The sequence below is a fragment of the Ruminococcus sp. AF37-20 genome, assembly GCF_003460465.1.
Classification (GTDB): Bacteria; Bacillota; Clostridia; order Oscillospirales; family Ruminococcaceae; genus Hominimerdicola; species Hominimerdicola aceti.
Map to the genome: position 1 here is coordinate 173917 of NZ_QTVE01000003.1, position 25681 is coordinate 199597.

Consider the following 25681-nt stretch of genomic DNA (forward strand, 5'->3'; position numbering starts at 1 on the left):
TTGCGCTGCTCCACTATATAACAAATATGTTATTTTCTATCTCTTATCTGCCCTCAGCTTCAAGCTCTTTAAGAGCGTCCGCAACGACTTCTCTCTCGTCAAAATGTATCTTCACACCACCTGCAAGTATCTGATAATCCTCATGACCCTTGCCGGCAAGTACGATTATATCGTCCTTTTCCGCATGATGTATAGCCCAGTGGATAGCCTCACGCCTGTCAACGATAGTTATGTAAGGAGTCGTCTTGCCCTCCAGACCAACCAGAACATCGTTTATGATATCCTGCGGATCTTCATTCCTCGGGTTGTCGGAAGTGACGATAAGAAAATCAGCATTGTCCGCCGCAGCCGAAGCCATAAGGCTTCTCTTAGAAGCGTCCCTGTTTCCACCGCAGCCGAAAAGGCATTTTACCTTTCCGCTTGCACTGTTCTTTATAGCCGAAAGCACGTTCACAAGTGCGTCAGGAGTGTGAGCATAGTCGCATATAACAGTGAAATCTCTGCCTGTTGGAACTATCTCCGCTCTTCCTCTTACGCCCTGCATAGTACCCAAAGCTCTGATAGTCTTGTCAACGTCAAATCCAAGGGTCTCACAGCAGGCTATAACAGCCAGTGAGTTTGAAACGTTGAAAAGTCCGGGCATATTGAATGAAACATTGTGCTTTATCTTTCCGTCAGTGAAAACATACTTCACACCGCTTGCTGAAAGCAGTATATCCTCTGCTCTGAAATCAGCCTTTGTACAGCATGAATAAGTTTTCGCAGGACAGCTTATCTCTTTGAGATACCTTCTGCCGTATTCATCGTCAATGTTGATGATAGCGTTGTCAGATATAGTGAAAAGTATCTTCTTAGCCTGATAGTAATTTTCCATCGTACCGTGAACGTCAAGATGATCCTGCGTAAGATTGGTAAAAACGCCTACCTTATAATGACAGCCTGAAAGTCTTTTCTGCTCCAAGCCCTGCGAGGAAGCTTCCATAACAACATAGTCGCACTTCTCGTCAGCCATTTTTCTGAAAAGCTCATAAAGGTCATAAGGCTCAGGAGTCGTTCTTGCAGTAGGATAAACGTCGTCGCCTATCTCGTTCTGACAAGTGCCGATAAGACCAACCTTACAGCCGAATGAAGAAAGCACCTTCTTTATAACAGTTGTGATAGTCGTCTTTCCGTTAGTGCCTGTTACACCGATAAGAGTAAGCTCCTTTTCAGGGTGACCGAAAAATGCCGCACACAGCAGAGGGAAAGCCTCTCTTGTGTTCTCCACGATTATCTGGCAGTCAAGCCCCAGATCTCTTTCGCAGACTACAACTGCACAGCCCTTTTCTATCATGTCCTTAGCAGCGTCATGTCCGTCAAAGGTCTTTCCTTTTATGCACACGAACATCGAGCCTGCCTTGACAGCCTTTCTTGTGTCGCTCGTAACGTCGCTTATCTCCATATCAGGCAGAGAAGTTTTCGCAACGTCCTTTATGATATCATATAGTTTCATAATTATCATTCCTTATCATGGTTTCTTACTGTGAGCCTACCGAGGTCACTGCAAATGTTACCGACACAGCCGTTCCCATTGGAACGCTCTGTCCCGCTCCCACGCTCTGATCGGACTGTGCAACCGCACCTTCCTCCTCATAGCCTGAGCCTTCCGCCGTCAGATTAAGTCCGTACATATCAAGCGTAGCCTTTGCCTGCTCCTTTGTAAGTCCTTTAAGTTCAGGCACCGTAACAGTTTCTTCCTTGGCGTTTGCTTCTGTGTAAAGCACAACCGATCCGCCATGCTCTATCTTTGCGGCAACAGGCGTCTGCTTAACAACAGTGTCGCCCTCGCCCTTGACCTTGACCTCAAGTCCAAGATCTTCAAGTGTCTTTTTGGCTTCCTCAACAGTATAATACTGAACGCTAGGTACTGATACCTGCAAGTCTGCAAGCTCGCTTTCGTCATACTCAGGGAAGATCCCCACATAAGGCAGAACGTCTGAAAGCACGTTCACGCATATAGGTGCTGCCACCTGGCTTCCGTAGAATTTCTCGCCCGTCGGGTGGTCTACCATTACGAGCATTACTATCTCCGGATCGTCAGCAGGAGCAAATGCACAGTATGAAGAAACATAGGTCTGACCCGTGATATCCTCGTCCATTTTCTGAGACGTGCCAGATTTACCGCCTATTCTGTAGCCTTTTATATAGCAGTTTGAACCCGGCTGACCCTCAACAACGCCTTCAAGTATCTCTCTCATAGTAGCGGAGGTGTCCTCAGAAATGACCTGACGTCTTACAACAGTGTCCATTTTCTTTACAATGTTGCCGTTCTCGTCAGTTATACTGTTCACTACCTGCGGTGTAACAAGATAACCGCCGTTTATAGCCGCCGAGTAAGCTGTTATCATCTGTATCGGCGTTACCTTATTTGTCTGACCGAATGAAGATGAAGCAAGCTGAACAGGGCCCATGTTGCTAAGTGGCATACTGATAGAATTTGATTCCGCAGGCAGGTCGATACCTGTCAGCTCGTTGAAACCGAACGCATTGTAATACTGACAGAACTTTTCAGAGCCAAGCTTCATGCCTATCTGAATGAATGCAGGGTTACATGAGTTTAGCATTGCCTGGGCAAAATCCTGCGAACCGTGGTCGGTAAATGACCAGCAGTGGAAAGTCGTGTCCTCCACCTGTATCTGAGTGCCGCAGCCAAAAATATCATTAAGAGTGATAGCCTTTTCTTCCAAAGCCGAAGCACCTGTTATGACCTTGAATACAGAACCCGGATTGTATGTTTCTGAAACCGCCTTGTTCTTCCACTGAAGGGACCATGCGTCAAGCTGTTTCTGCTTGTAATCGTTTGAATCTTCATCAAGCCCCGCAAGCTCCGCCGCCGTCTTTTCATCGGAGATAGCCGCAGGCTCGTTAGGGTCATAAGGATCAGAAGTCGCCATTGCGTATATCTGACCTGTCTTAGGATTCATTATGATACCGCAGGCTCTGTCAGTAGGCTGATTTTCCTTAACTGCCTTTGCAAGCTCTTTTTCAAGGATATACTGAATGTTGGCGTCGATATTCAGATTAAGATCGTCGCCGTCCTGAGCGTCATAGCTCTGCTTGTATCTGTATGGTATCTCAGTTCCGTCGCTTGCCTTTGCAGTGATTATCCTGCCGTCAATGCCGCTGAGATAATCGTCATAGTAAGCTTCAAGACCATATATGCCGTTGCCCTCATAGTCCGTGTGACCAAGCACAACAGAAGCTAGAGTATTCTGTGGATAAAGCCGTCTTGTGGTAGGGTCGCACCTTACGCCGTCAATGCCAAGCTCCGTGAGCTTATCCTCGATAGCCGTGGAAACGGTCTTTTCCACTTCTTTTTTCAGCACGATGTACTGAGTATCCGTCTTAGTGAGTTTTTCTCTCACAGTGTTAGTGTCTATCTCAAGATTGAGTGCCAAAAACTCCACAAGCTCGTCAAGACATTCGTCCCCTGATTTCGTTGCATCAAGTCTTTGCTGATATGTAGCCTTCTTGGACGCATCGTCCTCTTTGGCTATATATCCTTTAAGCTCCTCTATCTTCTTGTCGTTGTCATCAAGCTTTTCTTTGAGCATAAGAGGGTCTGCATAAACAGTATAGACCGTTGCGCTCTGAGAAAGCACCGTTCCGTTTGAATCATAAATAGTGCCTCTTGACGCTGAAACAGCCGTGCTTTTAAGCTGCTGAGCGTTTGCAAGGGACTGCCACCTCTTGCCGTCCTTTATAGACACCGAAAATATGGTCGCAACCGTATATATAAGTATCGCCGCCACAGGCAGGCTCAGCCAAATATTCAGACGTTGTTTCATTCTGGCACTTGGTCTGTCGGTCATAAATATCTCCTCTCAGGACATCACCGCACATACAAAATCTTCAATAATTTAGCACAATACGGCAAATATCATATTTTCACACATACAAATTAATAGAACAAGAAAGCTAAGCACAAATATCTTGTCCCTAACTTTCCCCATAATTATTTTATTCACTAAGCCCCGATATATTCCAGAACAGAGCTGAACCAGTGTTTTATCTTAACGAACACATTGTCGTCCTCGGCCTTTACCACCTTTGCCACCGAGTCTGACTCCACAGTTACATACTCTATCTGAGATTTATCCAGCTTTTTAAGTCCCAGCTCATTCTCAGCATATTCCTCGACCTTTGACATATTGGTCTTCTGAGCAAGCTCTGACTGTAAGCTTACATTCTCTCCCTGAAGCTGAGCAAGCTGTTCCTCCTGTCTGGTCTGCTCCGAACATAAGCTTGATATTTCGACTCTGCCGTATATCATCGTTCCAAGAACAACAGCCACCAGCAGACAAATGCCTATCACAGCTACTACCGATACGGTTTTCTGCTTTAGTGCAGGGTTTTTCTTATATTTTATGGCTCTCTGAGCCTCCGCCTCCTGAGCGTTGTCATAGGCACTGTAATCAAATGCCAAGTTATGTACCTTTGCCATTGCGGTAAAACACCTCTCACGATCCACGGGCAAGCCCGTTATTTACACATTCCCAATTTCACACAAATTTCACTCAGTCCTTGATCTTCTCGATCACCCTGAGCTTAGCACTGCGGCTTCTGTTATTCTCCGCAAGCTCCTTTTCATCAGCCTCTATAGGCTTTCTGTTCACAAGCTTTCCCCTAGGCGTTCTTCCGCATATGCACTGAGGAAAATCAGGCGGACATATACAGCCCTTGCAGAAGCTCTGAAATCTCTGCTTTACCAATCTGTCCTCCAGCGAGTGGAAAGTGATTATGCAAAGCCTGCCGCCCACGTTAAGACAATCGAACGCCTTGTCAAGAGCGATATTCAAATGTTCAAGCTCCTTATTTACCTCTATCCTGATAGCCTGAAAAGTCTTTTTGCAAGGGTTTTTCTCACGCCTTGCCTTCTGCGGAACTGCGCTTTTTATTATCTCGGCAAGCTCCATAGTTGTCTCTATCGGTTTTTGTTCTCTGTATTTTACTATCTTAGAAGCAATGCTTCTTGAAAACTTTTCTTCGCCGTACTCGAAAATTATCCTCGCAAGGCTCTGATAATCATATCCGTTCACAACGTCCTTGGCGGAAAGCCCCTCCCCTGACATTCTCATGTCAAGAGGTGCGTCATTGTGATAGGAAAAACCTCTCTCCGCATTGTCAAGCTGATAAGAGGAAACGCCCAGATCCATAAGAATGCCGTCAGCACCGCTTATTCCGAGCCTTTCAAATATCTCGTCTATCTCAGAGTAATTCCCTCTCACAACAGTCGCAGGATAGCCTGCCAACCGTTCAGTCGCAGTTTTCACCGCCTCGGGATCTCTGTCTATAGCCACAAGCCTGCCGCCTTTTTCGCCGTCAAGCCTTTTAGCGATCTCTCTCGAATGTCCTGCTCCTCCGGCAGTGCCGTCGCAGTAAATGCCGTCAGACCGAATGTTCAGACCCTCCAAGCACTCATCAAGCAGTACGGGAATGTGGTTAAATTCCATTAAAAATCAAGTCCCTCCAGAGCTTCCATAAGCTCGTTATCATCAATGCTGCTGTTGAAATCGTCCCAGCGCTTTTTATCCCATATCTCACATCTGTCAGATACTCCGGCAACAACGATCTCCTTTTCAAGCCCTGCCACCTCTCTCAGTGACTGCGGAACAAGTATCCTGCCCTGCTTGTCAGGCTCGACCTCGCACGCCCACGCCATAAAGCTTCGCTGTAAAGCTCTCGCCTTAGCCATAGGCAGACTTCTGATCTTTTCGGCTCTTTTCTCGAAATCCTCAAGGGAATAAACGAACAGACAGCCGTCTATACCTTTAGTTACAATGAACCGCTCGCCGATAAGCTCTCTGAGCTTAGTAGGAAAAGTCATTCTTCCCTTAGCGTCCATAGTCTGATTGTAAGTTCCTTTAAGCAAGCACGCCTGCAAGCCGTCCACCTCCCTTGACCGAGTTAAGCAATGAAATGCCACTTTCGAAGCACTCATCACCACTTTTTTGCACTTTTAACCACCGTACAATAATTATACACTATATTATAGAAAATTGCAACAGTAATATTTCCCAAAGTGAATTTTTGCAAGGGATTTTTCTTGGACACTTGGTCAATTTAAGAGAGATTTTAGGGGGATTTTGTAACTTTCACCTTTTAATTTGTCACCAACTTGTAATTTGTAAACTTTTAATTAATTTTACACTACACAATATCTTGTGGTATTTTAAACATTTGCACCTGTATAAAGATAGCAGATATTTCCGCAAAGCTCCCATACATTCACATCGCATTGACCTTATAAAGTTATTGTAACACAACATATAGTATACGTCAATAGGTTTTGCGAAAAAAAGCACAATTATTTCTGACGCTGTGACAGAAAAAGCAAGAAGGGTGATGAACGGTAGAATATAGTGTCGAAAAAAGGTTAAAATTCGGTAACAAGGAAATTTGTTTTCTAATTTAATTATTACACTTTCCGATTTTGTAAATTTTCATTGCTTAGATAAAGAAAATAAAGTTTGAAGAGGAATGGAGCATGAGAGAGGGTTTTTAACGTTAAAACAGCCAAAAATAATAGTAAAATTGCACAAAGCCGCAAAATAAAGTGGCAAAAATGGCAACTGCAAGGGTAGAAATACAATATGCAGTAAAAAAGCGGACGCACCCCGGTGCGTCCGCCAAGCCTCAGTTATTTACTTGCAAAAATTCTCAATGTATCTGTCGATACACTGTGCCACGATCTCAGTAGCGTGTTCACGATCCTTAACATCATCGACCACAGTGTCCTTGTGTTCAAGTGCCTTGTATACCGAGAAGAAATGACACATCTCATCAAAAATGTGCTTAGGCAGCTCTGAAATGTCCTTATATATGTTGTATGTAGGATCATTGAGCGGAATGCAGATTATCTTCTCGTCAGCCGCACCATTGTCAAGCATGGAGATAACGCCTATAGGATAACAGTCAACCAAAGACAAAGGTGCAAGCGTTTCCGAGCAAAGCACCAGTACATCCAACGGGTCGCCGTCCTCTGCATACGTCCTAGGGATAAAACCATAGTTTGCAGGATAGTGGGTCGATGTGTAAAGTATCCTGTCCATTCTCAGAAGACCCGTGGTCTTGTCAAGCTCGTATTTTACCTTTGAGCCTTTTGGTATCTCTATTACCGCCGTGAATTTTTCCTTTGTTATCACCTTTGGTGAAATATCGTGCCAGATGTTCATGTACATTCCTCCTGTATTTTCATTCAGCCTCGTACATACCCTCAGACTTTAGATTTTCAGGTATGTCAAAAACCGTTTCGCCGTCCGCCTCAACGCATGAGATACAACCGGCGTTGTCCTCGTTTATCAAGTCCCACAGTGTTACAACTTCATCTTCGCCCACAACGTCTATCCCAAGCCTGTCAAAAAGCTTCTCAAGCTTCTTTGGATTGCGTGAGTATATCTGAAATTCCTGATAGTCTGTGAAATATATCTCCTCGTCATTCTTGTGCGAGCCAAATCCAAATCTCGATACTCCGTCATTTACAAGCACAGTGCCGTAACGCTTCATTATGGCAAGGGCGACCTCTTTCGTGCAGTTATCAAGATAATAGGTCTTGTATCCATCTCTCTCGCTGTCAGGAAGCTCCAGAAAGAAGAATATAGGCTCAGCGAGTTTCTCTATCACACCGCAGGCGACCTTCGCCATGATGTCACAACTCAGCACACCCCTTATATTATCCCCCTGAATGTGGCAACAAGACCGCAGTTTTTCCGCTCCGCCCACAGATACGCCCTGACAGAGGGTAAAATTATCTTCCATAATATCCTCCGTAAAATAGTTTTATTACTAATAGTATAAACCATTTTCGCAGATATTTCAAGTATAACCTATGAATTTACATTAAAAGTTTACGGCAGTACAGCCTTTCAGCCATACCGCCGCTAGAGATCACAAAATTCAGAAAAAGAACAGCGTTCTCACGCATATTTCGCAAACAGCCTGTTACTTGCCTCTCTGCTCAATAATGCCGATCATCTCGCCCACATCTTTCATACCCGAAACTTCGCCCATTTTGAACCTCATCTTGAACTCGTCCTCCACCGCACCGATAAGAGTGATATGCTCGATAGAGTCCCAATCCTCGATATCATCAGCCGTGGTGTTCTCGTCCACCTCCAAAGTATCGTCATCAAAAACATCTCTGAAAACATCATCAAGTCTTTCAATTATCTCGTCCTTGCTAAGCATAATGCTCCTCCTTCACCTTTATAACAGTATTTTTATCCTCATACCCCTCAACCATTAGCCGCCAAGCCGTGTTGCCCTCTTCGTCCTGAGATATCTTCTCAAAGCCGAAGCTTTCATAAAGCCCTGCCACCATTTTATTTTTCGCCGTAGGGTAATAATGCCCGTATATCTCCCTTATGCCACGCTTTTTCGCCTGTGCCACAAGACTATCCAGCATAGCAAGCTCCATATCCCTTTTCAGCACACGGCATGACATCAGCCAAAGCTCGATATCAAGCCTGCCCTTGTCCTCGCTGTCTGTCTTTCCGATAGTCACAGCCACAACGCCGTTGTCACCGAATTTGTCATAAAGCTTTCCATACAGCCTTATGTATTCATCAGAGTTATAGACCGCCTCCATTTGCTCCGCAGTGTATCTCTTTGTGGTGAGATTGAACTGATTGCTCTTGTTGGTGAGCTGAGTTATCCTTTGCAGATACAAAGGCGAAAAATCCCCTATCTCTGCCGTCATTTCAAGACTCAAAAGATAATCATGATAATCCGCAAACCTGCTCTGCGCCTTTGCACGCTGAGCGTTCGCCCTGTACATATCATTGCGTTTGAGATCGTCCTCCGACAGCGTAACAGTTTCAAAATATCCCGAACGGTCAAGCACTCTTATGTAGTCCGTGACTTCCCCTATCTCAGGCACAGCCGTACCTGCAAGCTGTCCCCTGACTATCTCCCTCTCCGCAGGGTTATCGTCCACAAAAACAAACGCCTCAGAAAGAATGTTAAGCTCCTCTGCCGTGTCAACGATATTTTTGTCCTTTGGCAGCCAGTTGGCTTTTATCGCCACAAAATCATCAGGCCTTAGCACGCCCTCAGGGTGGCAAAGCCCAGCCAAAGCGTTCTCCTCCTCGTTTTTGGAGCATACTGTCAACAGCACGCCCAAGTCCTTGTGCGCCTTAACATACTGCTGAAACTCAAAATAAGCCATTGCCTCAGCCGTTTCCTTGCCTATCTCGAGATTTTCCACACCGTCGTCACCAACGATGCCGCCCCAAAGAGTGTTGTCAAGGTCAAGAGCCAGCGCCTTTTTGTTCTTGCCAAAGATAGCCTTTATAATATTCGCCACCTGAAAAGCCAGCTCAGGTATAGCCTCGATATTGAGGGCATATTTGTAGAGATACCAATACTTCGGCTCGCTCCACTTTTCAAGCCCATATGCCGCTGATAGCCAGTTTATATCATTGAGATAAACCTCCGGCCTCTGGGCTATCCTGTCATACAAAGCCGAATTGAGCCTCGTGACGAAGTTCACCTTTCCACGCCTGTCGGAAGCGTCCATGTTTCCCATAAGGCGGAAAAACGGAAGCTCAAAATTGTTCTGTATCACAGGACAGCCGAAATGCTCTTTCACTCCGTCCCAAGCCTGAGAAAGCCTGTCAAGCTCAGCGTTCAACCCCTGCTCTATCTCCTCTTCACCCGACCTGGGGGTAGGTGAAAAGCTGAGGTTTCTAAGGCTCGTGTGTATATAAACGATATCAGGTTTAAAGCGGTCAAGCTCCTCGTTTGAGAACACAGCGTCCTGCCAGAACTGTCCGTATTCCGATCGATAGAACTCACATTCAAAGCCCATGTCAAGCAAAAACAGCTCCAATACCGACACAATATCGTCCGTAGTCGAGCCGCCCAGCACAGCCACCCTCTTTTTCAGCCGCACCGTTCCGTCGCCCAAAAGCTGCCTTTTCAGCGACCTTTTCTTTTTCATTATAAACCCATTGTCAAATGGATACTCCAACTCTTTCATATTGCCCTCGCTTTTTATATATGACCTATAGATCCGATTCTCGTTCCCATATCATTTCATAGTCTTTTTCACCGGTAGCTTCGTCCAGACCCTCGCATTTTATATCAAAGCCCTCTCTCTCGTAAAAACGTATCGCCCGAGTATTTTTCTGATAAACGTTTAAAGACAGTTTAGCTTTTCTGTCTTTTGCATAGTTCAGCAACAGTTTTCCTATCCCCTGCGACCGCACTTCTTCTGAAACAAAAATGCCCTCGATATATCCACCATTTATCCCGATAAAGCCTTGTATTTTTCCATTACATTCGTATACATAAACTTCCGCCTGCGGCAGCATATCTTTTACTGGCTCAAAATTATCATTCCAGTATTGAGAGGAAATAAAGTAATGTGCATTCAGATTGGCGTTTAGCCATATATCAGCCACCCTGTCAATGTCCGATTTTTGAAGCTTTCTTATCTGCATGATAATTCACCAAGCGCCCACTACTTCCTAAACATATGAAAATCACAGCAGTCACCGCCGTACCCCAGCGTCTTAGTCCTGGTAAACCCTATCTTTTTAAGTCCGCCGTATGTAACATCATCAACATCACAAAACAGCCTGCAAAGCTCCTCACAGCCGTTTTCAACACAAGCCGTGTGCCAAAGGCACTTTGTTATGGTGACGTTGAAATAATCCTTACCATGCTCCTGAACGCTCTCCTGAAGATCAGTGGTGCGCATTATCTTCAAAAATACCCTGCTGTATATCGCATAAAACCCAGGCACTATCTCCATTTTCACCGTGGAAGAATGTTTCTTCGCCGCCACTATCTCCAGCATATATTTGCGCATATACTTGTATACATCATCATCAGAAAGCCCCGCCGCAATGAAACTCTTGTAAAGGGCTATCCTCGGCAAAATGGTCTGTATAAGCGTTTTCATCTGATTTTCCGTCTTGCCCTTTGTGTTCCCGATGATTTCCCCAAGAGCCTTGTCCTGCATCTCAAACAGCTTTCCGCCCCTGTCATTGCCGAAACTCTCTGCCAAAAACGCCTTTATCTGCTTTTGCTGTTTTATTTTCACTTTCACCGCACCTTTCTGCTGTCACTTCTTCCTGCTGTACCTAAAATCGCAGTATGATGCACCCTCAGCAATAGTCCCCGTCCTAACGAGTTTCATGTTCATCATGTCCGCCAGCACAAAATCCATTCTGCATATGTAAGCCGCTAGCTCAGGACACCCCTCGTCCTTACAAAGCTTGCACGCCCCACATTCGTGATAATCATACCCAAGGTCATATTCACCATTGCCCGGCAGTATGTCCACCACCCAATCGTTCTCATATAATCTCTTGTGGCTGTCTTCCGACCATTTCAAACGTCCAGGCATCTTCTTAGGGTCAAGATAACTGTCCACATCACCCATGACCTTGTGAAAAAGCTTTGAAGCACAAAGCCCGTCACGGAATATCTCAAAATTCTCCTGCGCAGACTTCCCTGTGCTCCTGTTCATGGCAATGTAATAGCTCGCCATAATGTACGAACTCAAAAGCTTTGACTTACCAATATCCTTAGCCCTCGCAACTATCTTCCCATGCTCTTCCTCTATCTTCTTAGCCACCTCTTTAGAAAAGCCTCTCCTTTTAAGCTCCGCCTTTACCACACTGTGATAAAAGTGAAATATCATCTTCACACTAAACGTATTTTCCATATTTTCACCTTTCTATCCGTTAAACAACGCCAACTCTATTCCCGATTATCCATATTGTAAATAACGCAAGCAAACCCGGTTATCACCGCAAACAGTATCGCACCGCCCATTTCCTCCTGCAATGCCGCCCCGACAAAATAGCCAGCCATAGCCGCAAAAAACATGATAACAACAGCCGCCACCGTCCTAAATTTTTTCATAACGCTCAACCTCCAGCCTATCACATATTATCCAAAGCCATACGGCAAACCTCGTCCGTTAGCTTCACCTTACCCAAACCTACAGCACGCACACCGCAAACCAGTACAAATAGGGCACCAGTGCCATAATTATATCATACACCGCCAAAATTTTCCCCGACCGAGCGTGACCATTCGCCGTCCCCTTTTTCCAAACCAACAAACTGTACAGCACGCACACCGCAATATGTATCAAACCACAAGCAAAAATTATCCAATGAAAAACATCGTCCTGAAACTTCCCCTCACTGCCTGTCAGCTCAAAGCTAATGACTATCACCCAGCCCAAAAGGTCATTTCCCAGGCCACTGATAACATGAGCCGCTATAGCCCAAAATTTCTTCATAAGCATACCCCCTATGCCAAAAGCATCTATTTTTTATTTTCTGATAACTCACATTTTATCATCACCCTGCACAAGATTCGCCCCACAAATTTGTGCAAACAAATGATTTATATTTTAATTTGGCAACATTTCTGCAATTGTTGCATTTTTTATGCAACAAAAGTGGTGCTTTTCGGGATAAGTAGAAAGCGTTTTGATACTTGCGGGCACGTACAAGCCCTGCGACTTAGTGAAACCGAGGTGAGTTTCTGGAACAGGCTGTAGAGTACTTGTGTCAAAGCGTGGGTGTGCATTTGATATTTTTTTGTGTATACGCAACCAAGGGCATAATACCCAATGTCGCACCCCGAACGTAACTTGAAAATTGAATATATATATCGGACAAAATTACGGCTACACACCTGTAGGGGCTAACAGCGTTCGCCCGTCGAAGAAACAAGTCCACGATTACAACCATTGCAGGACAGAACAAAAAAAACTATCCTATCACGCTTGTAGGGGACGGCGCCCCCGACGTCCCGACCCCTCGACAGCCTTTGTCCCCCTACAATGCTGAAATTACGCAAATTCTGAACACGGGCGACCCAAGGTCGCCCCTACATATATTCGGGATAGTTTATCTTGCCGCAAAATCGCTTCGCTCGGTGCTTTATTTTACTTTATGCTTGCAATTTACTTTGGTCTGCTATGCTCATTCCTCATTACTCATTCCTCATTCCTCATTCCTCACTCCTCACTTAATCCATTCCTCACTTAACTCTACTGTATCCGAATATTATTCAAACAATCCACCTTACTAGGCGTTGAACAGCTCGTCAACGATATTGCAAACAGCAGGTCTGTGCAACCCACTTCTTTACAAAAATCAATAGCGTTTATATCAAAATATCTGAAATCACAAACATAGATTTTTGAGAAGCCATGGGTGAAAAATGGTATCAGAGCATTTCCAAAGCTGTCTTTGAACACCACAAGCACTCTGCCATTGTCCACGCCCGTGTCTATCTCAGCTATCTCCTGATCCACGTTGAGTATCGCAGAATAGCAGTTCACGCCCTCTGCATAGTCAAAAAACAGCGTAGATTCCACAGGGTTTTTAAACTCCGTATCATAGTACTTTACCGTCAGGTCATCATTATTGTCAGGCTTATAGTAAATGAACTTGTCAGGATATTTCTGAAGCTCGCTGTTGTAATTGCTGTAAGCATACATCGTTCCCACAAAGCCGTCTATCTCCCATTTATCGTAGGTATCAAGGTCCGGAAAATCTATTCCCGACTGATCGGCAAAAACCTGCGCCGCATAATATGCTCCCAAAGGTTGCCAGTGATGATCCGTTCTTGAGTAGATATATTCCTTTGTATGCTCAGCCAGAGCGTCATAAACATCGGTGTTGATTATTCCGTTAAGACCTGCGGCAATATTGTCGATATTGTCTTTCTGATCTGAAACAGCGTCCTTGAGATTGTTCGGCATATAATAAGCCGCCGAAGTCGGGATAGACATATTGTATACGTTCACGCTGTCACCAAGGTCGGCTTTCCACTTGTTTATGGTGTTCGCATACTTGTCGCCGTTCTCGAAAGTGCCGTAGTAAGCACCCATTGCACGAACATTTTTGCCCTTGCCTGATACGATAACGTCGCCCTCCCACTGACCGTCGTCAAGATTGTCAGGCACATCAACTACCTTTTCGCTTTCCGTTGATTTTTTCGTAGTTGTGCTTGTGTCGGTGGTCTTTGTATCCGCAGTGGTGGTGGTCCTCGAGCCTGTAAAAGCCGTTACCGTTGTTGTTTTTGCGATCTTATCCTGATCCAGCTCTTCTTTTTTCACCGTTTTGAAATCGCCCGATATAACAGTATCATTGAGCTTTATTCCAAGCATATTCGTGAAATCAGAGCAGAAAGATTTAAGCTTTTCTCTGTTTGGAACAGTGTCGGTAAAATATTCGGTTATTCCGCTTGTGAAGTCACCGTCAAAATATGATGACAGCGAAGACTTCGGAAAAGTCGCAAGGTTTCTGTTTTCTGACTGTATAAAACCGCTTTCACGCTTCATCACAAGCAGTGCCGCAAACACGCCGAAAACAATAAGCAGGCAAACAACAGAATTTATAACATTAAATTCCTTCTCATAGATATTGTTTTTCTTAGCCTTTTCACGTTCCTCACGGCGTTTTTTTGCCTTTTCGATGCCTTTTCTGTAAGCTTCCTCTGCCTTAGCGTCGCTTTCTTCTTTTTCCACAGGATCAGGTTTCGGCTCAGATTTAGGCTCAACCTTTTTTTCAGCTTTTCTGACAGGCTCCTCCTCTTTTTGAACAGGCACTCTGACATTTATTGTCGTCTCTACCCTGCTGGGCTTCTGAGCATTCTCAGGCTTTTTCTCAGGGCTTCTCTTGTCGATTATCTCGACCCTTTTTCCTGCGATAACAGGGCCTTTATCCTGTGCCGCTGCGTCATATTCCCTATAATAGCTGTCAGGTATCTTCAGCACGAAATTCTTTTTATTCGGCAGTTTTTTCACAGTTCCGTCTGCTGAAACTGCCACAGAGATCTCTTTTTTAGTGCCGTTTATATGATTTTTCTCTTTGGAAAATGGGATAATAACTTCATTATCAGAAGCCTTTTCCTCAGCATTTTTCTCCTGAGTTTTTTTAACAGGCTGAGAATTTTCAACCTTTCCGGCTTTTTTCTCAACTTTTTTCAATGCTTCTTCATTATCATCATCAGTATTTAGCCATACGCTTTTCTTTGGCTTCAAAACAGGCTCGTCCGTCCAAATGCTGTGGCTGAGAGCCTTGTTTTTTCTGACTATCTTTTCCACTATCTCGTCATGGACAGTGGAGCTTTTTTCTATTTCGTCAACCTTTGCCGTGCTGACAGCTTCAGGCTTTTTCTTTTCCCCGCCTATAGGCTTTCCACCGAAAGTAACGCTGTCAAGATACTCTGTATAGGCTTCTGAAAGAGCCTTTGTATCAGGCAGTTTGAAGTCCTTTTCAAAATCTTTATTATTTGCCATACTCTTTCACCTGCCTAAAATCTGAAATACAAGAACGGATTGTTTGTTGTGTTCACAAGCAGAACGCTTGAGAGAACAAGTATCGCCGCATTGCACAGGATACCTGCTGACTGCATAAGACAAGCCGTACCCTTTGCAGAAAGCGCCTTTTCTTTGATCTTTGGTATAACAGGCATTGTGAAAAGCACTGCCACTGCAAAAAGCCAGATATTGTTCATGAAAAGGTGCTGTGTAACTGTGTCGGTCAGCTTGTTTCCATTTGCTCCAACAAGTGCCTTGAAGAACATACCCAGCGAGCCGAGGTTCTCAAAATAGAATATTCCGAAGCCTATGAAAATAACAAGCTTTGTATAGATATGTGCAAGGGGTACAGGCATTTTCTTCATGCGCTTTTTGCCTATGAGCATTTCAAAGAATATGAACATTCCATAGTAAAGTCCCCAGAAAACAAAGTTCCAGCTTGCACCGTGCCAAAGTCCTGTGCAGAACCATACAAGGAAAAGTCCGCCGTATTTTCTTCTTTTGCCGAAGATAGGGAGATAAAGCACATAATCTCTGAAAAATGAGCTAAGGGAGATATGCCACCTCTGCCAGAACTCTGAGATAGTTTTGCAGATAAAAGGATATTTAAAGTTCTCATCAAAGTGGAAGCCGAATATCCTGCCAAGACCGATAGCGATATCTGAATAGCCTGAGAAGTCAAAATAATACCACAGGCCCACAAGAATTGCGCCAAGCCATGTGCCTGTCACAGAGAGTGTCTTTATATTTTCATAGCCGTTTGAAGCAGAGCCGAAAAGGGCGGTTACAACTGTGCTGAGATTATTTGCGATTATGACCTTTTTGCCAAGTCCGAGGATTATTCTTGAAAAGCCGTCGGAAATATCCTTGGCGGTGGTCTTTCTTTCGTTTATCTCTTCGCCGATAACGGAGTATCTTACGATAGGTCCTGCAACGAGTTGTGGGAACATGGATACATACAAAAGAAATCTGCCGAATTTTTTCTGCGGCTTGACCTTGCCCCAATAGCAATCGACGGTATAGGAAATAGTCTGGAACGTATAGAAAGAGATACCGATAGGCAAAACGATATTAGGCACCGGTATGCCTAGACCGAACCAATTGTTGAGATTTTCCACAAAGAACGCCGTATACTTGAAACCGAACAGCACCCCAAGGTTAAAGACAAGCGACCATGCAAGCGCCGCTTTTGCCTGCCAGCCTTCGGGGTGTTTTTCTATCACCCGACCATTTATGTAGTCCACAAGGGAGGAAACTATGAGGATACTCACCCAGACAGGCTCGCCCCATGCGTAAAAGATAAGTGAAAACACCACCAGCACTGCATTTCTTATGGCTGTACTGCGTGTGATAAAATAGCATATCAGGCACACAGGCAGGAAGAAATACAAGAAAAAAAGATCCGCAAATACCACAACAAAACTCCTAACAAAAATTGATAAAACTGCCAAAGTCGGCTCATTCCGACAAAAGGCGATACACATTTAAGTATATCACTGAACACACTAAAAGTCAATTAAAACAGAGGTCTGCGGAAAGTTTTTCGGTTATGCACAAAAAAAGCCGCACAATTTGTACGGCTAATAATATGAAAATTTATTCTTTACAAATTGAATGAATAACCACAAACGGGACGTCGTATTTCTGCAAAGCAGAAATTGCACCGCTCCCCTACAATAACATTGATAGTATTTATCAATACTTTATTTTCAGGGTCTTACCCGGAACGCTCACGCCGTCTGACAGTGTGATAGGGAGCTTTTGCTCCTCAGAGAAGCCGATAGTTTCGCCGTCTTTAAGCTCAACGCCCTCAGAAAGCACATACTCGGAGATAGAAAGCAAAAATCCAAGCAGGTCGTTAGGCTGTTTTGGAGAGTCAACTATCTCCATTTCCTCATATCCAAAAAATCTCATGCCTGATGTGAAAGCGCAAAGACCTGTTTTAGCAAGATACATACCCGTGTAGATAAGAATAGGCATCGGATACTCGCCGTCTTTGATAGTTTCAGCAAAGTTCACATAGAAATTCTTCTCATAAACTGTCGGGTCTTTATAGATACCGATAGCGTTATCGAGCTTGAGCAGAGAGCTTGCCACCTTTGCAAAGAGGATAGCCTGCTCAACAGCGCTTGTTTTATTCATTACAGCGAGCATAACGTGCGCCTGATGCTTAGCGACCTCGTTTGCACCCTCTTTCCAGAGAATGTTATACTTTGCCGCATTTTCAGCTTCCTTGTTAGGAACCGGATTAGGCATAAGTGAGCAAGCGACCACCATATCGCCAACCTTGAATACCATAGCGTTGTCTTTTACATCGTCCTGCGGAACGATGTTCCAATCGTCTTTCAGAAACTTTTTAAATCTGAGCCAATCCATGTTAGCGTCTGTGTAGAGAACGAAGCCTGCAAGGACGTTGCCTTCCTTTTTATCGTCCTTGGTTTCCTGAACGTTTTTGTTTTCTTCTGACATTTTGTTACCTCCATAAGATAAAGTCTGTTGAGGTCATTATAGCACACTTAGGGAGAAAATGCAACAGGGGGAGGTAAATGAGGAATGAGGAATTATGGTATCGCCTGCGGCGATGATTTTTTTGTAGGGGTAAACAGCGTTCGCCCGTTGATTTAACACTTTTGCGACATACTGGTGCGACCTTTGGTCGCCCGCTTGTTTTTTTGTCCTTTCTTTATCGCCCTTCCCCTTTATAATTTGTATACCATGTACCTGCACAAAAACGCCGTTCCGACTTCTCGTCAGAACGGCGTGGTTATTATTCTGTTACCGCTGTTTCCTCAGCCTGCTGTGTTTCAGGCTCGTTGAAAGGCAGCTTCACTGTTATGGTCGTGCCTTTTTCCAGTTCGCTTTCAAGCTGTATCTCACCGCTGTGATATGCGACTATGTGCTTTACTATAGAAAGCCCTAAGCCTGTGCCGCCTGTCTGCTTTGAACGGCTTTTATCAACTCGGTAAAAACGTTCAAAGATTCGGCTTTGATGTTCGTCGGATATACCTATGCCTGTGTCGCTGAACACTGCCACGGCTTTGCCGTCCTCTGCGCCGACCGTTACTTTAAGACTTCCGCCCTCACGATTGTACTTTATGGCGTTGTCCATGAGATTTAAAAACAGTTCTGTGATGTAGCTCTGATTGCCGTATATCCGAACAGGTTCGCCCTCGACGGTCATTGTGACCTCTCTGTTATCTGCCTTGTGACGGAGTATCTCCTCTACGTCATGGGCGGTTTTCAGCAGGTCTATCTTATCGTTTAAAACGTGTTCCTGCTCCTCTATCTGGGAAAGCCTGATAATATCGTTTATAAGATACAAAAGTCTTTCACTTTCACGATATATCATACCGCCGTATTTCTTCACGTCCTCTTCCTTGGTGAAAATGCCGTTTTCAAGAAGCTCGCCAAAGCCTTTTATGGTGGTAAGCGGAGTTTTAAGCTCGTGAGATACGTTGGCTGAGAAGTCACGGCGTATCTGCTCGCTTTGTATCTCCTCTGTTACGTCAACAAAGAAGATTATGATACCAAAATCAAGGGTATTTTCGCTGTAGACCTTATTTGCAAAGGTACGGTAAAAACGGCTTTTTTCTGTGATGATACCGTTTGCTGCACCGCTTTCCTTGGCTTCTTCAAGCAGACCTATTATCTGCTGATCGTTTGTCATATGGTCTATCTTGGTATGCTCCGCAGGGTCAAAGCTGTTGCCGAGAATTTTCAAGGCGCTCTTATTTACCGAAAGCACTGTCATGTCCTCGTCAAGAAGTATCATGCCCTCAACCATATTTTCAGTGATAAGTGATATTTTTTCTCTCTCTGCCTTTATTTTATTCATGTTCTTATGTATTCGTCCCATAAGAACGTCTGCATTTTTTATGATAGGTTCAAGTTCTTCATAAGGCGTTTCAAACTGACCGATATTCTCGTTTCTCAGATCAAGCTGTTTTACAAGGGAATTTATCGGCTTTATCATGCTTTCTGAAAGCTTTATGGAGATTATGGTGGTGATAAAGATTATTCCTCCTGCGAACACCACAAGCATTGGTATAAAGGCAAGGAACACCCCTGCAAGGTTTTCCTTATCTGTAGAAAATCTCAGCACGCCGCCGTTATACTTTATGGCATAATAATATGTAGTATATCCAAGAGTTTTGGAAAATCTTGTGGATTCGCCCTCGCCATTTGCCATGGCCTCTTTGAACTCTTCACGGTCGGAGTGGTTTTCCATTTTGGCGGGATCTGCTTCAGAGTCATATTTTACATTGCCCTGTGCGTCGATGAAGGTGACACGGACATCATATTCTACCGATCTTTCCAAAATATCAGCCATTTCTGAGGGTTTATTGTTTCCTGCGGCAACGAGCTTTGCAGCGGATTTAAGCTCATTTTTAGTGAAACGCTGATAGGTAGAATATCCAAGAGAGCCTGCTACTAAAAGGAAAAACAGCACTGTACATGAAACAAGTATCGTCATGACTTTATAGAGTTTTTTCTGCATATGCTGTTCCTCCTTATCTGAGAATTTTTATATTTTGTAGCCTATGCCACGGACTGTTTTGATAAGATCCGTACAGCCTGCGGCTTCAAGCTTTTGTCTAAGGGTCTTGATGTGCATATCAACAGTTCTTGTTTCCCCTGCAAACTCATAGCCCCAGACCATTTCCATAAGCTTATCACGGCTCACGGCTATGGACTTATGGCGCATGAGATACATCAAAAGCTCAAACTCCTTATATGTCAAAACGACCTCCTGACCGTTATATGTACAGATACGTCTTGAAGCGTCAAGGGATACACCCTGTTCTTCTATTACGTCAGCTTCGGCATTCTGCTTGCCTGCACGTCTTAAAACGGCTTTTATTCTTGAAAGCAGTTCCATTACGCCGAACGGCTTTGTTATATAGTCGTCTGCGCCCATTTCAAGCCCTGACACCTTATCAAGCTCGCTTGATTTTGCGGTGAGCATTATAACAGGAACGTCCTGAGTGCGGCTGTCTTTTTTGAGCTTTGAAAGTATGGAATAGCCGTCCTCGTCAGGAAGCATTATATCAAGAAGCACCAGCGAAGGCTCTTTGTTTCTTATCTCTTCATAAAACGGTTTTGCTTTTGGAAATGCTTTCACCTCATATCCGCCCGATTTAAGTGCGCAGGATATAAGCTCTCTTATTCCGTCATCGTCTTCTACACAATATATAAGTGCCATAGATCTTACCCCTTTTCGTTAAAACTCTTTAGCAGGCAGAGCGTATTTCTCGCTGTAGCGTTTGACCTGTCCGTCAAAGCCCTCGCCTGAATTTTTAAGCATCTGAACATACTCGTGGACGTCAAAGCTTTCGTCGTTTTCCTGTATAAGACAGACCGCTATATTTGAGCAATGGTCTGAAACTCTTTCCAAATTTGTGAGCAGGTCGGAGAACACAAAGCCCATTTCTATGGTACACTCGCCTGTCTGAAGCCTTTTTACATGGCGGTTTTTAAGCTTTGTTCTTATCTTATCCACCACTTCCTCAAGCGGTTCAACTCTTGTGGCAAGCTCCAGATCGTGCTTTTCAAAGGCTTCCATGGCGATATCCAAAACATCTCTCACGGCACTGCACATGACTTTTACTTCGGCTGTTGCCTGTGATGTGAAATTCAGATCCTTCTGCTGTTTTTCCTCGGCAACGGACACCATATTCATGGCGTGGTCGGAGATACGCTCAAAGTCGCCTATAACATGAAGTATAGTAGAAACTGACTGAGAATCCTTTGCAGAAAGATCTCGGCTCGAAAGCTTTACAAGATATGTGCCGAGTCTATCCTCATAGAGGTCGACGGCTGCTTCATTTGCGGCTATCTGCTCTGCCTTTTCCTTATCGTACTTATCGACGCAGATGCTCATTGCCATGTCTATGCTTTCTTTTGCTATCTCGCCCATGCGGTTTGTAAGCTCTCTGCACTTTTCAACTGCAAAAGACGGTGACTGGAGAAATCTTTCGTCAAGAAGCTTGAACTGCTCTTCGATATTGTCCTTATTTCCCTCCCCCTCTTTGTCTTTGACAGTGAGGTAGGCAAGCTTTTCAAGGACTTTGATAAATGGCAGAAGCACGATAGATGTTGACAGGTTGAATATAGTATGCACAATAGCTATCTCCTTTGCTCCCACAACTCCGTCAACGAACGAGAAGCCGATAAAGGCGTTGAGCAGATAGAAAACTGTCAGGAAAAGCACTGTTCCTATTATATTAAAATAGAGATGTACGACTGCCACACGCTTTGCGTTTTTGCTTGTGCCTATTGATGAAAGCAGAGCTGTTACGCAAGTACCTATATTCTGTCCTAAAATTATAGGAAGCGCTGAGCCGAAGGTTATCGCACCTGTGGCTGAGAGAGCCTGAAGGATACCAACGGAAGCAGATGAGGACTGAATGACAGCGGTAAGAAGTGCGCCTGCAAGAACGCCCAGAATAGGGTTTTTGAACCAGAGAAGCACTTCTGCGAACTCAGGAACGTCTTTAAGAGGTGCGACTGCACCGCTCATTGAGTCCATGCCGAACATGAGCACTGCAAAGCCTACGAGTATAGATGCGATATCCTTTTTCTTATCGTTTTTGGAGAACGTCAGCATTGCAACGCCTATTATCGCAAGGATAGGCGAGAACGAGGACGGCTTGAGCATTTTAATAAGAAAGCTGTCGCCGTTAAGTCCTGACAAAGACAATATCCACGCTGTTACGGTAGTACCGATATTTGCGCCCATTATAACGCCTATGGCGGAATGGAGCTTCATGATGCCTGCGTTTACAAAGCCCACCAGCATTACTGTGGTGGCTGAGGAGGACTGAATGACCGCTGTTACAGAAAGTCCAAGCAACATTGCCTTGATAGGGTTTGAGGTGAGCCTTTCAAATATTTTTTCAAGCTTTCCTCCTGCGAGTTTTTCCAGCCCGTTACCCATTACATTCATTCCGTAAAGGAACATTGCAAGACCGCCTATAAGGGTCAGAACATTAAAAATCGTCATACTGACACTCCCTGATAATAATTTTACACTATTGTTACAATGTTTACAATGAACATTATACAACATAATTGTAAAATAACAAATCAGGCTGAGTAAAATCTGAGTAAAATCGTACAAGAAGAGCAAAAAGGCGGTATTTCCGCCTTTTATAATGATATTTTACATGATCCTTTCTGTTTTATGGACGCCTGTTACGGAGAATACCACCCATTCTGCGATATTTACCGCATGGTCACCGATACGCTCGAAGTATTTTGCCACCATGAGGGTATCTATAGCTTTTTCACCGTTTGCTTTATCGGCTGCTATCTCGTCGATTATCTTATCCTTGGTCTTTACAAAAAGCTCGTCTATTTTATCGTCAGAGCTTATGACCTTTCGGGCGAGGTTCTCGTCGTCGTTCACATAGGCGTCGATAGCGTCGTTCACCATTTGTGTGGCGGCTCTTGCCATTTCACTGATGTCGCTAAGATCCCATTTCTGCTTTTTCTTTATAAGCCGGATATTCAGATCTGCAATATCTGCTGACTGATCGCCAACACGCTCGATATCGGTTATCATTTTAAGTGCAGCGGACACACGTCTGAGATCCTCGGCAAAAACAGGCTGCTGCTGCAAGAGCAGGTTAAGACAGATCCTCTCTACCTCACGCTCCGCCTCGTTTATCTTGGCGTCAAACTCCACCGTTTCACGGGCAAGCTTTGTATCCTGCTCTTCAAGAGATTTTATTGACATTGCGATTATCTGCTCTGTCATTGCTGCCATAGAAAGCAGCTTTTTGTTAAGCTCGCTGAGCTTATTGTCAAAATTCGCACGCATAGATATTTCTTCCTTTCACCTATATTTCCAAAGCGTTTATCCAAAACGTCCTGTGATATACTCGAGAGTTTTCTGTTCCTTAGGATTGGAGAAGATACGCTGAGTTTCGTCGAACTCGACTATCTCGCCATGTAGGAAAAAGGCTGTTTTATCGGATATACGGGTCGCCTGCTGCATATTATGGGTGACGATAACGATAGTGTAATTCTTTTTAAGCTCTGTGGCAAGCTCCTCTATTTTGATAGTGGAGATAGGGTCAAGGGCTGATGTAGGCTCGTCCATAAGAAGCACCTCCGGCTTTACGGCGAGGGCTCTTGCGATACAGATACGCTGCTGCTGACCGCCTGACATACCCAGGGCTGACTTTTTAAGTCTATCCTTTGTTTCGTCCCACACGGAAGCCTGACGGAGAGTTGTTTCGACTATCTCGTCAAGGTCGGCTTTTTTCTTTATGCCGTGAGTTCTTGGGCCGTATGCGATATTATCATATATGGACATCGGGAAGAGGTTTGGTTTCTGGAAAACCATTCCCACACGCTTTCTAAGCTCGGTTATTTCCATATCTTTATAGATATTCTCCCCGTCAAGGGTAAAATCCCCTGTTATCTTACAGCCCTCCACGAGATCGTTCATACGGTTGAGGGATTTAAGAAGAGTGGATTTTCCGCAGCCAGACGGGCCTATGAATGCGGTTATTTCCTTTTCGGCTATGGACAAGTTTATGTTTTTGAGAGCCTGAAAATCTCCGTAAAAGAGATCGCAGTTTTTCACCTGCAGTTTTGGCTGTGTCATTTATCAGTTTCCTCCTTTGGAAAGCTTTCCGGCAACAAGGGACGCAAGTCCGTTAAGAAGCAGGACTACTGCCAGCAGAACAACTGCTGTAGCGCTTGCTTCGTTCATATAAAGTCCCTCGTTTGAAAGTGAATACATATGGATAGAAAGGGTACGTCCTGAGTCGGTAAGACCTGCATACTTGGCGATAGTTCCTGCGGTATAGATAAGGGCGGCTGTTTCGCCGAAAATTCTTCCCATTGCAAGGATAACGCCTGAGAGGATACCGCTTATGGCAGGAGGCAGAACGATAACGAAGATAGTTCTGAGCTTTCCTGCGCCAAGTCCGTAGCTGCCCTCACGAAAGCTGTCGTCTACAGATTTCAGCGCTTCCTCAGTAGAACGGATTATCAGTGGAAGCACCATTATCGCCAATGTGCAAGCTCCTGAGAGCATTGAGAGCTTCCAATTAAGTGCAAGCACAAAGAACATATTTCCGAAAAGTCCGTACACGATGGATGGGATACCTGAGAGTGTTTCTGTAGTAAGTCTTATGACTCTGACGAATTTATTGCCTTTCTTTGCATACTCAACGAGATATATTGCGCAGAATATGCCCAGAGGTGCGGCTATTGCCAGGGACACCAGAAGCATTTCAAAGGTGTTCACGATAGCGGGGAGCATTGACACGTTCTCGGTGGTATAGGTCTTAGCGAAAAGGGACGGTTTCAGATAAGGAACGCCCTTTATCACCACATAGCCCACGATAAGAACGAACACGCTTATGGTAAGCACGACCGCTATTTTGGTTAGGATATTAAACACCAATGACATGGGGTGTGTTTTATAGGTTTTCATTCTGTCTGACATTTTTATCACCCTTTATCCTTTCTGTTTGTGACAAGGTTAAAGCAAAGGTTCAGAAGAAGAATGAACACGAACAGCACAACGCCTGTTCCGATAAGGGCGTCATAGTGAAGTCCCTCAGCATAGCTCATTTCGATTACGATATTGCCTGTGAGGGTACGGACGCTGTCGAGAAGGGAGTGGGGAATGATAGTGGAGTTTCCTGCTATCATGATGACTGCCATTGTTTCGCCTATTGCTCTGCCCACTGCGAGGATAACGCTTGCCAGTATGCCTGACTTTGCGGCAGGGAAAACGACTGTTGCAACTGCTCTTTCGTGTGTTGCGCCAAGGGCGACTGCGCCCTCGTAGTAACTGTCAGGAACTGCTTTAAGTGCGCTCACGCTCATGCCCACGATAGTAGGAAGTATCATGATACCGAGGATAATGGAAACTGTAAGCACGCTGTTTCCTGTTCCGCCGAAAAGGTTTCTTATGATAGGAACTACAACTACCATGCCAAAAAAGCCGTATACAATGGACGGTATGCCTGCAAGAAGATTTATAGGAGGCATGAGCCACTTGAAAAGCTTTTTAGGACAGAACTTTGCCATATAGACAGCCGTTAAAAGTCCAATCGGCACACCGATAATTATTGCTCCTGCGGTGCAGTAGAGAGAGCCGACTATCATAGGGAAGATACCATATGAAGCAGGGACGTTTCTAGGGCTCCAGTCTGTGCCGAAGAGGAAGTTTCCCACGCCTATTTCGGCGATCGCAGGACAGCCTTTAGCGAACATGAAGATACATATTACTATTACCGCCGCAACTGAAACGCAGGCGCAAAGGAAAAACAATGCTTTCATTGCTTTCTCAAGCAGGTGGGAACTTTGTTTTGCTGTTGG

Annotated in this window: 24 protein-coding genes; all 24 read right to left on the reverse strand. The window is 44.6% G+C overall.

Translation table 11 applies throughout. From position 1 onward, the window contains the following. Positions 1-43 precede the first annotated feature (43 nt). The 24 genes from DW015_RS03115 to pstC all read right to left on the reverse strand — a co-directional run bounded on the left by DW015_RS03115 (position 44) and on the right by pstC (position 25642). The gene (locus DW015_RS03115; RefSeq protein WP_117904131.1) at positions 44-1492 is read right to left on the reverse strand and encodes a UDP-N-acetylmuramoyl-L-alanyl-D-glutamate--2,6-diaminopimelate ligase; all 1449 of its coding nucleotides are present in this window, start codon (positions 1490-1492) and stop codon (positions 44-46) included. A 25-nt stretch (positions 1493-1517) separates the two neighbouring features. Then, on the reverse strand, positions 1518-3851 hold the full coding sequence (locus tag DW015_RS03120) for a penicillin-binding transpeptidase domain-containing protein (protein ID WP_117904133.1): 2334 nt from the start codon (positions 3849-3851) through the stop codon (positions 1518-1520). A gap of 155 nt (positions 3852-4006) precedes the next feature. Continuing rightward, a complete protein-coding gene (locus tag DW015_RS03125; RefSeq protein ID WP_038670523.1) occupies positions 4007-4483 on the reverse strand; it encodes a cell division protein FtsL in 477 nt (158 codons plus the stop codon). A gap of 73 nt (positions 4484-4556) precedes the next feature. Continuing rightward, positions 4557-5492 carry a 16S rRNA (cytosine(1402)-N(4))-methyltransferase RsmH gene (gene rsmH / locus DW015_RS03130; protein WP_117904135.1) on the reverse strand — a complete coding sequence of 312 codons (936 nt, stop codon included), beginning with the start codon at positions 5490-5492 and terminating at the stop codon, positions 4557-4559. Then, on the reverse strand, positions 5492-5911 hold the full coding sequence (gene mraZ / locus DW015_RS03135; RefSeq protein WP_256320806.1) for a division/cell wall cluster transcriptional repressor MraZ: 420 nt from the start codon (positions 5909-5911) through the stop codon (positions 5492-5494). The genes rsmH and mraZ overlap by 1 nt, the downstream gene beginning before the upstream one ends. A 772-nt stretch (positions 5912-6683) precedes the next feature. Continuing rightward, a complete protein-coding gene (locus DW015_RS03140) occupies positions 6684-7214 on the reverse strand; it encodes an inorganic diphosphatase (RefSeq protein ID WP_038670519.1) in 531 nt (176 codons plus the stop codon). A gap of 19 nt (positions 7215-7233) precedes the next feature. Next, the gene (locus DW015_RS03145; protein ID WP_022288345.1) at positions 7234-7797 is read right to left on the reverse strand and encodes a hypothetical protein; all 564 of its coding nucleotides are present in this window, start codon (positions 7795-7797) and stop codon (positions 7234-7236) included. A gap of 183 nt (positions 7798-7980) precedes the next feature. Then, positions 7981-8226, reverse strand: coding sequence for an acyl carrier protein (locus tag DW015_RS03150; protein WP_022288344.1), 246 nt, complete (start codon positions 8224-8226; stop codon positions 7981-7983). After that, the gene (locus DW015_RS03155) at positions 8219-10018 is read right to left on the reverse strand and encodes an HAD-IIIC family phosphatase (protein WP_117904139.1); all 1800 of its coding nucleotides are present in this window, start codon (positions 10016-10018) and stop codon (positions 8219-8221) included. The genes DW015_RS03150 and DW015_RS03155 overlap by 8 nt, the downstream gene beginning before the upstream one ends. 25 nt (positions 10019-10043) lie before the next feature. Further along, entirely contained in the window at positions 10044-10481 is a 438-nt protein-coding gene (locus DW015_RS03160; RefSeq protein ID WP_117904141.1) for a GNAT family N-acetyltransferase, read from the reverse strand. Between the two features lie 20 nt (positions 10482-10501). Then, entirely contained in the window at positions 10502-11086 is a 585-nt protein-coding gene (locus DW015_RS03165) for an L-2-amino-thiazoline-4-carboxylic acid hydrolase (RefSeq protein WP_117897619.1), read from the reverse strand. Between the two features lie 21 nt (positions 11087-11107). Next, the gene (locus tag DW015_RS03170) at positions 11108-11713 is read right to left on the reverse strand and encodes an L-2-amino-thiazoline-4-carboxylic acid hydrolase (protein WP_117904145.1); all 606 of its coding nucleotides are present in this window, start codon (positions 11711-11713) and stop codon (positions 11108-11110) included. 35 nt (positions 11714-11748) lie between these two features. Then, positions 11749-11913, reverse strand: coding sequence for a hypothetical protein (locus DW015_RS13340; RefSeq protein WP_181979739.1), 165 nt, complete (start codon positions 11911-11913; stop codon positions 11749-11751). A gap of 79 nt (positions 11914-11992) precedes the next feature. Continuing rightward, complete coding sequence (locus DW015_RS03175; protein ID WP_117904147.1) at positions 11993-12298, reverse strand: hypothetical protein; 306 nt, start codon at positions 12296-12298, stop codon at positions 11993-11995. A 759-nt stretch (positions 12299-13057) separates the two neighbouring features. Next, positions 13058-15316: a DHHW family protein gene (locus DW015_RS03180; RefSeq protein ID WP_117904149.1), complete on the reverse strand. Its 2259-nt coding sequence runs from the start codon at positions 15314-15316 to the stop codon at positions 13058-13060. 14 nt (positions 15317-15330) lie between these two features. Continuing rightward, positions 15331-16752, reverse strand: a complete 1422-nt coding sequence (locus DW015_RS03185; RefSeq protein WP_117904151.1) for an MBOAT family O-acyltransferase — start codon at positions 16750-16752, stop codon at positions 15331-15333. A gap of 280 nt (positions 16753-17032) precedes the next feature. Continuing rightward, a complete protein-coding gene (locus tag DW015_RS03190) occupies positions 17033-17806 on the reverse strand; it encodes a DUF4261 domain-containing protein (RefSeq protein WP_022287580.1) in 774 nt (257 codons plus the stop codon). Between the two features lie 298 nt (positions 17807-18104). Further along, a complete protein-coding gene (locus tag DW015_RS03195; protein ID WP_117904153.1) occupies positions 18105-19835 on the reverse strand; it encodes an ATP-binding protein in 1731 nt (576 codons plus the stop codon). A gap of 27 nt (positions 19836-19862) precedes the next feature. Continuing rightward, positions 19863-20540, reverse strand: a complete 678-nt coding sequence (locus tag DW015_RS03200) for a response regulator transcription factor (RefSeq protein WP_117904155.1) — start codon at positions 20538-20540, stop codon at positions 19863-19865. Positions 20541-20558: 18 nt separating this feature from the next. Beyond that, on the reverse strand, positions 20559-22340 hold the full coding sequence (locus DW015_RS03205) for a Na/Pi cotransporter family protein (RefSeq protein WP_117904157.1): 1782 nt from the start codon (positions 22338-22340) through the stop codon (positions 20559-20561). Between the two features lie 159 nt (positions 22341-22499). Beyond that, positions 22500-23159: a phosphate signaling complex protein PhoU gene (phoU, locus tag DW015_RS03210; RefSeq protein WP_117897626.1), complete on the reverse strand. Its 660-nt coding sequence runs from the start codon at positions 23157-23159 to the stop codon at positions 22500-22502. Positions 23160-23195: 36 nt separating this feature from the next. Next, entirely contained in the window at positions 23196-23951 is a 756-nt protein-coding gene (pstB, locus tag DW015_RS03215) for a phosphate ABC transporter ATP-binding protein PstB (RefSeq protein ID WP_022287586.1), read from the reverse strand. A gap of 3 nt (positions 23952-23954) precedes the next feature. Then, positions 23955-24800 carry a phosphate ABC transporter permease PstA gene (gene pstA / locus DW015_RS03220; protein WP_117904159.1) on the reverse strand — a complete coding sequence of 282 codons (846 nt, stop codon included), beginning with the start codon at positions 24798-24800 and terminating at the stop codon, positions 23955-23957. A 5-nt stretch (positions 24801-24805) separates the two neighbouring features. After that, a complete protein-coding gene (gene pstC / locus DW015_RS03225; RefSeq protein WP_117904236.1) occupies positions 24806-25642 on the reverse strand; it encodes a phosphate ABC transporter permease subunit PstC in 837 nt (278 codons plus the stop codon). Between the last annotated feature and the right edge of the window lie 39 nt (positions 25643-25681).